The sequence below is a fragment of the Microbacterium sp. FG3 genome (genome assembly GCF_057809335.1).
Window position 1 is genome coordinate 1 of sequence record NZ_JBMDJT010000014.1, and the last position, 12,200, is coordinate 12,200.

Sequence of the window (12,200 nt, forward strand, 5' to 3'; positions counted from 1 at the left end):
GCCACGCCCCGGTCGTCGCCCCGCAGCCGTCGCCCGCGCCCCTGCCGCTGCCGACCCCGGCCGGCGCGACCCCGCCCGCCGCCATGCCGGTGGCTCGCCAGATCACGCCGCAGACGCGCCGGTCGTTCATCGCGCCCGAGCGCCTCGAGGAGCCCGCCACGCGCGGCTTGCGCGGCGCGCTCGCGCGGGCCGGCATGCGGGTGCCGCCGAGCGCGGCCGAGCGCGCCGAGCGCGAGGACCAGGCCGCCGTCTCGCAGCACTGGCCCGGCCCGCGCACGATCGCCGTCGTGAACGGAAAGGGCGGCGCGAACAAGACGCCCACCACGATCCTGCTCTCGGCGGTCTTCGCCCGCTACGGCGGCGCCGGCGTGCTGGCGTGGGACAACAACCAGACGCGCGGCACGCTGGGCTGGCGCACCGAGCAGGGGCCGCACGACGCCACGCTGCACGACCTGCTGCCCGAGACCGAGCGGCTGCTGTCCACCGACGCGCAGTCCGCCGAGCTCGCGCGCTTCGTGCACCACCAGTCGCGCGACCGCTACGACGTGCTCCGCTCGCAGCCGATGGTGCTCGCCAGCCAGCAGCGCGTGTCGTCGGAGGACGTCGACCGCATCCACGCCGTGGCCGCCAAGTACTACCGCCTCATCGTCATGGACTCGGGCAACGACGAGTCCGACCCGATGTGGCTTCGGATGATCGACCACACCGATCAGCTCGTCGTCGCCACGTCGTCGCGCGCCGAGCACGCCGAAGCCGGCGCGCTGCTGCTCGAGGCGCTCGCGGAGCGCGACGAGCGCTCGGCCGCCCTCTCGCGCAACGCCGTGGCGATCGTGAGCCAGTCGGACGAGAAGGCCACGGCCGCCGAGCTGCGCCGGATCGAGGACGGCTACCGCGAGCTCGTGCGCGAGGTCGTGCGCATCCCCTTCGACCCGGGCATGGGCGCCGCCCAGCTGCACTACCGCGTGCTGCGGCCCGAGACCCAGCGCGCCTGGCTCGGCGCCGCCGCCGCGATCGCGCACGGCCTCGGGGGCTGAGACGACCGCGCCGGCGGAGCCGCCGGTCGGGACGGCGCACCCGCGGCGGCACGAGCACCGACGCCTGGGACGGCTCTACTTCGCGGCGCAGGCGGCGGGCGGCGCGGCCTGGTGGATCGGTGTGGCGACGCTGCCGTGGCTGCGCGAGGCGACCCTCGGCGGCCTCGATCCGCTCCTCCTCGCCGTGTTCGACATCCCCCTGTTCGTGATCGCCTCGGGCAGCGCGGCCGCCGGCTCGCGCGCGTCCGCCGTCGTGGCGACGGTGTGGACGTGCCTGGTCGCGGCGGGCATGGCGGCGTACTCGACCGCGACCGCAGCGGCCGGATGGGGCACGCTCGTGATGGCGCTCGCGGCCGGCGGCTCCGTGCTCGCGCTGTGCCTGATCGCGCTGGGCCGCGTGCCGATGGACCTGCTGCTGCGCGGGCCCCTGGCCTTCCGCCCCGCGACACCGGGCCGCGGGGCGCGCAGACACGTCGCCGCCACGGCGGCGCAGACGGTGGTCTTCTGGACGGTCTTCCTGGGCGTGGTCCCGTCGGTGCTGGCGCTCCTCGAACGCCGATGGGGCCTGCCCGCGGCGTTCGCCCCCTCGACAGCGACGGCCGGAGTCGCGCTGCTCGTGCTGGCCAGCGGCCTGGGCCTGTGCTCGGCCTGGGCGATCGCCACGCGCGGCGACGGCACGCCGCTGCCCTCGGCGATGCCGAACCGGCTCGTCGTGACCGGCCCGTATCGTCTCGTGCGGAACCCCATGGCGCTCGCCGGCATCCTGCAGGGGGTGGCCGTGGGCCTCCTGCTGTCGTCTTGGCTCGCGATCGCGTACGCGCTGTGCGGCGCCGTGCTCTGGCACGTGCTCGTGCGCCCGCGGGAGGAGGCCGACCTCGAGGCGCGGTTCGGCGACGCATACCGCCGCTACCGCGCCGAGGTGCGGTGCTGGTGGCCCCGGATCCGGGGGCGCGCGGGCATCGCGTGACGCACCTCCGAGCGCGGGCTCGTCAGCCGGTGGCGCCGAGCTGCGCCTCGACGGAGCGGTACAGCGCGCGCGAGACCGCGAAGCGCGCCTCGTCGTCGGGCTGGCCGAGCGCGGCGACGTACACGCGCACCGTGCCCTGCGGGGTGACGATGTCCTTGGCCGAGAGCAGGTTGCTCTTCTCGAGGGTGCCGGTCTTGATGCCGACGACGCCGGGATCGGCGAGGAGCTCGTTGGTGTTCTCGACGAGGCCGGCGCCGGGCAGCTCCACGGCAGGGGTGGCGACGATCTCGGCGATCACGGGGTCCGCCATGGCGAGCCGGCCGAGCCCGATGAGCGCGGCCGCCGTCGCGGTGTCGGCCGGATCGATGCCGGTCGGCTCGACGACGACGATGCCGTCCAGTCCGTTCTCGACGAGGAAGGCGCCTGCGGCCGCCGCGAACGCGGCGTCGTCGCCCCAGATCTCCGTCACGAGGATGTCGGCGTAGTTGCAGGCCGATCCCATCAGCATGCCCTGCAGCAGCTGGTACTGCGTGAGCGTGCCGCCGGCCGGCACGGGCAGCGCCGACTCTCCCCTGGTCAGGTACTCCTCGTACGAGGCGTTCCAGCGCGAGATGAAGTGGTAGGCGTCGCCCTGCTCGCCGGGCGCGAGGGGGCGCTCCTCCAGGACCATGAGCGCGGTGATCAGCTTCGTGATGCTCGCCATCGGCACGGGCTGATCCGCGGCGACGTGCACCTCGCCGCCGCCCACGGCCACCGCCGCCGTGCCCTGCTTCGGCCAGGCGATCAGTGCCGGGTCGAGCCCGTCGGCGGTCTCCGGCGCGACCTCGGCGACGGCGCTGGGCGCGTCGCCCGTGTCACCCAGCAGGGCGTTCGTGATCCCGACCGCGCCCGACCCGAGCATGACCGCGACGACGGCGATGACGATCGTGCGCGCGAGGCGCCGGCGCCGGCGCGCGCTGAGCGAGCGCCTCGGGCGGGCGTCGACGTCGGGTTCCATGTCACCTCCACAATGACACAACCCGGCGGATGTCCCGGTGTCGGACCCGCGTTCCGACACCTCCGCAGCATCCCCCGGAAACGCGAGAAGGGCCCCCATCCGGGGGCCCTTCTCGCGTGGCGGAGACGGAGGGACCCCGTCGCGCGCATCCGTGCGCGCTCCTCCTCAAATCCCGCAGCATTCCCCGGAGATGCGAGAAGGGCCCCCATCCCGGGGGCTCTTCTCGCATGGCGGAGACGGAGGGATTTGAACCCTCGGTCCCCTTAAAGGGGACTCCACCTTAGCAGGGTGGTGCACTAGGCCTGACTATGCGACGTCTCCAGTCACCCGCGAACGGGTGCACCCGTCCATGCTACCCGATCTCGTCAGCCGGCATTTCCAGCGGAGCACCGTCGGTCGGCGGCGGTCTGCCCGGGGATGTTCGAGCCGAGCTCCACGGGTCCGGCGCTCTCCTCGGGCGTCGGGGCCGCGCCGTCCTCCGGGGCCGGGGCCGTGCCCTCCGGGGGCGCGACGTTCTCCTCGGGCGGCGGAGCCTGCTCGCCCTCTCCGCTGCCGCCCTGCGCCTCGTCCTCGGAGACCGATCCGGTTCCCTCGGCGGTCACCTGGATGGGCACGTTCGCGTTGATGGCCTCGAACAGCTGCGTGGCGGATTCCTCGTCGGGGATGCGGCGGTTGGCGTCGGCCGGATCGACGAACACGGGGTACTGCACGAAGACGAAGTCCTGGTACTGCACGTCCTTCACGGCGAGCGCGAGCTGCGCGAGGTAGATGGGGTCGGCCAGCGCCGGGGTCTTCTCGATGTTCTCGACCACGGCGCGCGCCAGGTTGTAGACGGTGCCCATGTTGCCCAGCACCTCGGGGCTGACGACCTTGTTCACGAGGGCCGACATGAACACCTGCTGGTTGCTGATGCGGGCGATGTCGCTGCCGTCGTCGACTCCGGCGCGGGTCCGCAGGAACGCCAGCGCGCGGTCTCCGCTGATCGTGTTCTCGCCGGCCTCGAAGTACGCGCCTGCCTTGGGATCGTGGATCCCGCCCGCCACGCACACGGTGACGCCCCCGATCGCGTTGGTGATGTCGATCACCCCGCCCCAGGTCACGCTCGCGGCGTGGTCGATCGTCTGGCCGGTGAGCTCCTCGACGGCGCTCACGGTGCAGCTGAGCCCGCCGTAGGAGTACGCGGCGTTGATCATCTCGCGCCCGTCGCCGCCGACGTTGCCCTCTTCGTCCTCGCAGCGCGGGATGTAGGTGACGAGGTCGCGCGGAAAGCTCACCACGGTGACGCGACGCGGCTCGGGCGAGATGTGCATGAGCATGAGCACGTCGCTGCGCGCACTGTCGAGCTCCAGCCCGTTCTCGCCGTAGTCGTCGGGATCATCGGAGCAGCGATTGCCCATGATCTCCTGGTGCTCCCAGTCGCACACGTCGAGGCCGGCGAGCAGGATGTTGAAACCCCGGTTGTCGAGCTCGGCGATCGCGGGAGCCTCGGTCTGGCCGTCGAGGTCGACGGTGTTCTCCGACGCGAACGTGGAGGTGAGGTCGTAGACGATGTAGCCGATCACGCCGAGGCCCGCGACGAGCACGGTGGACAGGGCGATGGCGACGAACGCGAGCGCCTGGCGCGCAGGGTTGGACTTCGGCAGCTGCCCGTGGCGCGCCACGGTCCGTCGCGCGTGGCGCTTCGACGACTCGCTCATCCGATCCCTTTCGTGGCGGAGGGTGTGGGATTCGAACCCACGGGACATCGCTGCCCACTGGTTTTCAAGACCAGATCCTTCGGCCGCTCGGACAACCCTCCAGGCGTCTCCGCCGGGCACCCAAGTCTAGTGGACGGATCCGGCGGCCATTCTCCCGGCGCGATCTGGGGGAACTCTGTACGATCGGCCGCGGTTCACACGGAGTTCACTGACCGCGGCGCCCGGCGACGATCCGATCAGGCGAGGCCGAGCGTCTGGAATGCCGTCGCGACGCCGCCGTCCTCGACGTCGTCGGTGATGTCGGTCGCCTCGTGGCTGACCTCTTCGGGCGCCTGGCCCATGGCGAAGGCGCGGCCGCCGTTCTCGGCCGCCCAGCGGAACATCCCGATGTCGTTGCGGCCGTCGCCGATCACGACGACGTCGGCGGCGGCGAAGCCCGTCAGCTCGCACACCCGCGCCAGCGCGGTGCTCTTGTCGACGCCCTTGGGCGCGATGTCGAGCCAGGCCGTCCAGCCCACCGCGTACGAGACCTGGTTGAGGCCCATCCTGTCGACCATCTCGACGAAGTCGGCCTCGGTGTGCTCGGGCGAGACCACGACGACGCGCGACACCATGAGGCCCTTCATGTCGGCCAGGTCCACCTGCTTCGCGTTCGCGCGGTGCAGGCCCCAGTCGTCCACGTAGTGCGTGTAGAGGCGCGACCCGTCGGGCAGCTCGACGAGGTAGTTGGCGTCGGGCAGGTGCGTCTCGAGCAGCTCGATCACATCGGTGCAGTCGAACTGCTCGGTGAAGTGGCGGATGTAGCCGGATTCCGAGGCGTCGTCGCGGATCAGGATGGCGGCGCCGTTCGAGCAGACGACGTACTCGGGCTGGATGTCGAGTCCGCGCAGCACGTGGGACGTCGCCTCCCAGCTGCGCCCGGTGGCGAGGGTGACGAGATGCCCGTTGGCGACGGCCGCGTGCACGGCGTCGACGACGCCCGGGCTGAACGTCTCGTCCTCGAGGAGGACCGTCCCGTCGATGTCCAGGGCCACAAGACGACGGGTTGCAGAGCTCATGCGGCCAGTCTATGGGGAGCCCCGGACGCGCCGGTTCGGTGCTCTCGGCCGCGCCGATTCCGGTGCTCTCGGCCGCGGCGGGCGTGCCTACGCGATGGGCTCGAGCACCTCGAGGCCGCCCATGTACGGCACGAGCGGGGCGGGCACCTTCACCGATCCGTCGGGCTGCTGGTGCGTCTCGAGCAGCGCGACGATCCACCGCGTGGTGGCGAGCGTGCCGTTGAGCGTGGCGACGTGCTCCGTGCGGCCGCCCTCCTCGGGGCGGTGGCGCACGTCGAGCCGGCGGGCCTGGTACGTCGTGCAGTTGGACGTGGAGGTGAGCTCGCGGTACGCGCCCTGCGTGGGCACCCACGCCTCGGTGTCGTACTTGCGGGCGGCGCTGGATCCGAGATCCCCCGCGGCCACGTCAATCACGCGGTACGCGAGGCCGAGCGACTGCAGCACGCGCTCCTCGAGCGCGAGCAGGCGCTCGTGCTCGGCCTCGGCATCCTCGGGCGTGGTGTACGAGAACATCTCGAGCTTGTTGAACTGGTGCACCCGGATGATGCCGCGGGTGTCCTTGCCGTGAGATCCGGCCTCGCGGCGGTAGCACGTGGACCAGCCGGCGTAGCGGACGGGGCCCTTCGACAGGTCGATGATCTCGCCCTTGTGGTACCCGGCGAGCGCGACCTCGCTCGTGCCCACCAGGTACATGTCGTCCTCTTCGAGGTGGTAGATCTCGTCGGCGTGCGCGCCGAGGAAGCCCGTGCCGGCCATGATGTCGGGCCGCACGAGGGTGGGCGTGATCATGGGGGTGAAGTCCTGCTCGAGCGCCACGCTGAGCGCGTAGTTCATGAGCGCGAGTTCGAGCCGCGCGCCCACGCCCTTGAGGAAGTAGAACCGCGCGCCCGACACCTTGGCGCCGCGCTCCATGTCGATCGCGCCGAGCTTCTCGCCGAGCGCGAGGTGGTCGAGCGGGCCGTCGGGGAACTCGGCAGGATCGAACGTGCGGATCTCGCCGACCTCGCGCAGCGTGACGAAGTCGTCCTCGCCGCCCTCCGGCACGCTGTCGATCACGACGTTCTCGATCCGCGCCATGGCCCTCGCGAACGCCTCCTCGGCCTCGTTCGCGGCCTGCTGTGCGTCCTTGACCTTGGCGGCGAGCTCCTTGGCCTGCGCGACGAGCGCGGGCTTTTCGTCCTTCGGCGCCTGCGCGACGGTCTTGCCGAACGCGTTCTGCTCGGCGCGCAGCTCCTCGAACGCGGTCAGCGCGGCGCGGCGGGCCTTCTCGGCCTCCACGGCCGCCTCGACCGTCTCGGGCGAGTGCCCGCGGGCCACCTGCGAACGGATGACGAGGTCGGGGTTCTCACGCAGAAGGGCCGGATCGATCACGCGTCAAGTCTAGGGCGCGGTGGTTGTCGGGTTGTCGGGTGTCGGGTTGTCGACGAGCGTCGGTCGTCGTCGAGGGCCCGGTTCCGGGGACCGGGTTCCAACGGTCGCAGGTTCGAGAGGAGATCCCGGTTCCGGAGGAGGGATCGGGACGGATCCGTCCTCTCGGACCGGGATTCCCTCTCGATCGGTGGCGGCTCTGGCCGAGAGGGCACCGGTCCGAGGAGAACCCGGTTCACGAGAAGGCCCCGGTTCGAGAGGAGATCCCCGTTCCCGAGGAGGGATCGGGATGGATCCGTCCTCTCGAACCGGGATGTCCTCTCGATCGGTGGCCCGCGGGTGCGCGGCTACTCCCGCTCCCCCGCTCCGGGCGCGTGGTCGTCGGGCAGGGGCTCGCGGTCATCGGTCGGCGTTCCCCCATCGTCGGCGTCGACGGGCGCGCGCTCCCCCTCCACGGGATCCTCGCCTGCCGGCAGCTCGGAGTCCTCGCCGATGACCGGATCCTCGCCGAGGGGCAGTTCCGGATCCTCGCTGACGCGGTCGTTCGCGAGATCGCGGCGGTCGTCGTTGCTCGTCATGTCGTACCTCCTTGTTCACCTGCCAGCCTCGCGCCGCCGCGGGCGCAGCGGGAGGGCATTGACGCGGGCGCGCGGATGCGGCATCGGCGGCGTCAGGAGGGACTAGGCCGAGCGCGCACGCAGGTACTCCTCGAAGACCGCCTCGAACTCGCTCTCCGTGACGATCGGGATGCCGTGCTTGGCGGCGGTCTTCGCCTTGCCCGACTGGCTCGCCGGATCGGCTGCGACGAGCACCGCGCAGTTCTTGGTCACGCTGCCCGTGATGAAGCCGGCGTCGGCGATCGCGCGCGCCCACTCCTCGCGCGGGCGGCTCATCGCACCGGTGAACACGACGCGGCAGCCCGGCGAGAGCTGGAAGCGCGCCCCGGTGGGGCTCGCCTCGGAGGCGGCCGTGGGGCGGTGCGCCGCCGGGATGTCGCCGGGCGCAGGGAGCGTGCCGGCCGGCGACGAGGCGATCTGGGGCTTCTCGGCCGGCAGGCTCGGGAGCGGAAGATCGAGGAGCGTCGCGATCCGCGCCAGCTCCTCCCGTTCCGACCCCGTCACCTGCCCGTCCGCGGCCGCCTCGGCGATGGCCGCATCGAGGTAGCGGGCGTGGAGTTCGGGCAGCCGGTGCGATCCGAGGTCCGCGACCTCGGCGATCGCCGCGAGGCGCCAGTACTCCGCGGCCGAGATGAGGCCGTCCTCGAGCACCTCGGCGAGCAGCTCGAGGTAGACCGCGGCGGCCGGATCCGCGCCATCGGTCGGCACGGACACGCGCTGCCACAGCGGCGCGTCGGTCGCGTCGTCCCACCTCGTCTCGGCCGCCCGGATCGCGCGCCCGAGGGCGACCGCGCGGGACGGCGCGGACGGGGCGAGCGGGAAGATCGCCTGGCTGGTCTCGATGTCCCACAGCGGGTTCTCGCGCTCCGTGCGCAGCAGCGAGCTGAGGACGCCGGCCGCGGCGCGTGCGTCGTCGAGCGCCGCGTGCGTGACGGCGTGCGGGAGTCCGAGCACGGCGCACACGTCGGCGAGCTTGGCGGCTCCGTACGAGCGGCGCGACCAGAGCATCGTGCACAGCGCGGCGTAGGCGGCGTCGATCTCGTGCTTGTGCGCCGAGAGCTCGGCGCGCAGGAAGCGCACGTCGAACGCCTGGTTGTGCGCGACGACCGTGCGCCCGCCGAGGAGCGAGACGAGGTGGCCGGCGATGTCGCCGAAGGTCGGCGCATCGGCGACGTCCCTCGCGTGGATCCCGTGCACGTGCGTGGGGCCGACGTCGCGCTGCGGATTGACGAGCGTCGTCCACTCGTGCTCGACCCTCGCCTCGTCATCGAGCAGCACCACACCCACCTCGACGACGCGGTCGCCGCGCTGCGGCGAGAACCCGGTGGTCTCGAAGTCGATGACGGCGTACGACATGTTCGGTTCCTCTCGGCAGGATGACGCGCACACAGACGGGCGCAGCGACATGCTGACAGAAGGCGCCGACATCTCACCACAACTGCCCGGGCAGGGTTGCCAGTCAGGACAGCGGCGGATCGCCCGATGGCGCACTCGATCGTGCGGACGCCACCGTGACGCCGGCGGCTGCGGCGTCAGCTTCGACAGAGTCGACGAATCGCACGGCGGGCTCGGGCTGGTCGACGATCGTGCGCCCCGTGGGACTGATCCACTCGAGCTCGCCGTCCTCGCGCTGCCGCACGCGCCACGGCGAGTTGTGCTTGAGCACGTGGTGTCCGCGGCAGAGCACACCGAGGTTCGCCACGCTCGTGCGCCCGCCTTCCGCGAAGGCGACCGTGTGGTCGATGTCGCATCGCCGGGCAGGCAGCCGGCACCCCGGGAACCTGCAGTGCTCATCGCGCGCATGCAGGAACCGGCGCTGCGCCGCCGTGGGCAGATAGTGGTCGGCGGCGCGCAGCGCGCCCGTGTCGGGATCGCGGAACAGCCGCTCCCATCCCGGCGCCGTCGCGGCAAGCCGGCGGGCGGTGTCGGGGTCGATCGGGCCGTACCCCGCGAGGAACGCGGCATCCTCTCCGATCCCGATGACCGTGCGCACCGGGATCGTCACCTGGACCGTGCCGCGGATGCCGTCGAGCGCGTTCGCTCCAGTGGCGTCGTGCGCAACGTGCGCCTGCGGGGCTCCCGACAGGAGAAGGTCGACGGCGATGTCGGCCCGAAGCTGATCGAGAGTGCGCGCATCGGATGCCGCGCCCGAAGGCTCGGCGGCCTCACCTCGGGACGAGCCGACGGTGGGCGCTCCCGCAGAATCGAGCCCCTCTCCCCGTGCGGCATCCGCACCGTCGGCGCCCCGCGCCGCCGCGCGCTTCACGGACTTCGCCATCTGCGTCAGCCGATCGTGCGCGCCCTGCACCAGCGGGGCGGAGGCCACCAGGCACAGCTCGGCCATGCCGTCCTCCAGCGGGCGCACGAACACGCCCCGCTGCTGGCGCGACTCGCGATGCCGCTCGGCCAGGGCAACCGGCTGTGCCGCCTCCGCGAAGCGCCGGCACGCCTCTCGCGCGGCTGCCACGGTGCCCGACTTCGCCGCGGGGATCGCCTGCTCCTCGTAGGCGGCGCGGGAGGCGTCGTCGCTCAGCCGCAGCCCCTCGTCGACGATCACCGACGCATGCCGACGAGACAGGCCGCCGGCATCCATCGCGGCGAGCGTCGCCGGGAACCGCTCGCGCAGCGTCCACGACTCGCTCATCCGCGCCATCATCGTGCGCTGCGCGACGCCCGAGACCGCGGCGATCTCGGCGGCGGCCGACCGCATCGGCAGGTCATCGGAGATGCCCGGAGCCGACCTCGCCTGCTGCGCGATCACGTCGTCGACGAGCAGCGCCAGCAGCCGCGCCTTCCGCGCCTCCAGCCGATTGATCTCCTGCTCGATGCGGGCCACCGATCCGATGAGCACACGCGCGCGCTCCCGCTCCCCCGGGGTGGGGAACCAGGATGAGACCGTGGGCGTCGACATACCCCCATCGTCCCACCGACCACCGACACTTTCGAAGAAATATTCGAGCCTGTGGATAACCGGCTCTTCGGACATCCGGTGGGGTGAGGGTGGCCGGGCGGTGATTCGGCGGTAGGGGTCGAGGTCCCCGAGGATCAGAAGCGCTAACTCTCTGATTCCGACCGAGGACCTCGACGTGCTTCACCCTACTTCGGGGTGCGCTGACGCGCGCCCCGCCGACTGTCCGTGTGCCCGCTGCGACCTGCTTCTCGGCCTCGACGGTGTCCATGTCGAGCACGTCGAGCGTCGCGACGGACTTCTTGTGGTGACCGTTTCGACTCCGGCGTCCCCGACGGGCTGCCCGGGGTGCGGCGTGCTCGTGACGAGCCGTGGTCGGCGCCTTCGGGTGCTGCATGACGTGCCGGGTGTGACGCGGGTGAGGGTGGTGTGGCGGCAGCGGATGTGGCGGTGCGGCGAGTCCGGCTGTCCGCGGAAGACGTTCGTGGAACAGGTCCCGTCGCTGGTCGCGCCGCGCGGGTCGATCACGAAGCGCGCCGTCGCGTGGGCGATCGGGCAGCTGCGTCGCGAGCACGCCACCATCCAAGGACTCGCCCGGCAGCTCGGGACGTCGTGGAAGACGGTGTGGCGGGCCGTCGAACCCGAACTGGTCAAGCTCGCGGCGGACGAGTCCCGGTTCGAGAATGTCACCAGCCTCGGCGTCGACGAGCACGTCTGGCATCACGTCGACCCGCGCCGACGGGGGCCGAAGGAGCTGACCGGGATGGTCGACCTCACCCGCGACAGCCAAGGGAAGACGCGGGCCAGGCTGCTGGATCTGGTGCCCGGTCGATCCGGGAAGGCGTACGCGACCTGGCTCGGTGAGCGCGGCGACGCGTTCCGGAAGCAGGTGAAGGTCGCCGCGTTGGATCCGTTCGCCGGATACAAGACCGCGATCGACGACAAGCTCGACGACGCCGTCGCCGTCCTCGACGCGTTCCACGTTGTGAAGCTCGGCACCGCCGCGGTCGACGAGGTCCGCCGTCGCGTTCAGCAGGACACCCTCGGGCACCGCGGACGCAAGGGCGACCCGCTCTACGGGGTGCAGACCATCCTGCGCGCCGGGGCCGAGAACCTCACCGAGAAGCAGCGGGTGAGGCTGACCGCGGCGATGGAAGCCGACCCCGCGCACGACGAAGTGTTCGTCGCTTGGCAGTGCGCGCAGCAACTCCGCTCCGCCTACCACCAGGGCGATCTGGCCGCGGGGCGGCGGATCGCTGAGCAAGTCGTCGACACGTTCCACACCTGCCCGATCCCCGAGATCGCACGACTGGGCCGCACCCTCCGCCGCTGGCGCGACGCGTTCCTGGCGTACTTCACGACGGGGCGGTCATCGAACGGTGGCACCGAGGCCGTGAACGGGATCATCGAGCTCCACCGCCGCCTCGCCCGCGGCTACCGCAACCGGCACAACTACCGGCTCCGCATGCTCCTCGCCGCCGGCGGACTCACCCCATGACCCCCACCGGATGTCCGAAGAGCCGGATAACCGGCCAGCGGCCTCCTGCATCGGCG

Annotated in this window: 10 protein-coding genes and 2 tRNA genes; 3 read left to right on the forward strand and 9 right to left on the reverse strand. The window is 72.0% G+C overall.

Annotated elements, in window-relative coordinates; translation table 11 throughout:
* Positions 1-1,034, forward strand: a 1,034-nt coding sequence (locus tag ACODR5_RS06525; RefSeq protein WP_488983086.1) for a MinD/ParA family ATP-binding protein, incomplete at its 5' end; no start/stop codon positions are given.
* A gap of 121 nt (positions 1,035-1,155) precedes the next feature.
* Entirely contained in the window at positions 1,156-2,001 is an 846-nt protein-coding gene (locus tag ACODR5_RS06530; protein WP_488983087.1) for a methyltransferase family protein, read from the forward strand.
* Between the two features lie 22 nt (positions 2,002-2,023).
* On the opposite strand, the gene ACODR5_RS06535 is transcribed toward ACODR5_RS06530, so the two are convergent.
* From ACODR5_RS06535 to ACODR5_RS06575, 9 genes are all read right to left on the reverse strand, one after another.
* Positions 2,024-2,998, reverse strand: a complete 975-nt coding sequence (locus tag ACODR5_RS06535) for a D-alanyl-D-alanine carboxypeptidase family protein (protein ID WP_488983088.1) — start codon at positions 2,996-2,998, stop codon at positions 2,024-2,026.
* A gap of 228 nt (positions 2,999-3,226) precedes the next feature.
* Positions 3,227-3,319 (reverse strand) — tRNA-Ser (locus ACODR5_RS06540).
* A gap of 44 nt (positions 3,320-3,363) precedes the next feature.
* Positions 3,364-4,695, reverse strand: a complete 1,332-nt coding sequence (locus ACODR5_RS06545; RefSeq protein WP_488983089.1) for an LCP family protein — start codon at positions 4,693-4,695, stop codon at positions 3,364-3,366.
* A gap of 13 nt (positions 4,696-4,708) precedes the next feature.
* A tRNA-Ser gene (locus tag ACODR5_RS06550) sits at positions 4,709-4,796 on the reverse strand.
* 135 nt (positions 4,797-4,931) lie between these two features.
* Positions 4,932-5,753 (reverse strand): HAD family hydrolase, encoded by an 822-nt coding sequence (locus tag ACODR5_RS06555; protein WP_488983090.1) that lies wholly within the window; start codon positions 5,751-5,753, stop codon positions 4,932-4,934.
* 87 nt (positions 5,754-5,840) lie between these two features.
* Entirely contained in the window at positions 5,841-7,124 is a 1,284-nt protein-coding gene (gene serS, locus ACODR5_RS06560) for a serine--tRNA ligase (RefSeq protein WP_488983091.1), read from the reverse strand.
* A gap of 344 nt (positions 7,125-7,468) precedes the next feature.
* A complete protein-coding gene (locus ACODR5_RS06565; protein WP_488983092.1) occupies positions 7,469-7,699 on the reverse strand; it encodes a hypothetical protein in 231 nt (76 codons plus the stop codon).
* Positions 7,700-7,801: 102 nt separating this feature from the next.
* Positions 7,802-9,094 carry an exonuclease domain-containing protein gene (locus tag ACODR5_RS06570; RefSeq protein WP_488983093.1) on the reverse strand — a complete coding sequence of 431 codons (1,293 nt, stop codon included), beginning with the start codon at positions 9,092-9,094 and terminating at the stop codon, positions 7,802-7,804.
* Positions 9,095-9,197: 103 nt separating this feature from the next.
* Positions 9,198-10,649, reverse strand: coding sequence for an HNH endonuclease signature motif containing protein (locus tag ACODR5_RS06575; protein WP_488983094.1), 1,452 nt, complete (start codon positions 10,647-10,649; stop codon positions 9,198-9,200).
* A 175-nt stretch (positions 10,650-10,824) separates the two neighbouring features.
* Between ACODR5_RS06575 and ACODR5_RS06580 the strand changes: the two genes are divergently transcribed.
* A complete protein-coding gene (locus ACODR5_RS06580) occupies positions 10,825-12,144 on the forward strand; it encodes an ISL3 family transposase (RefSeq protein WP_442922776.1) in 1,320 nt (439 codons plus the stop codon).
* Positions 12,145-12,200: the final 56 nt, after the last annotated feature.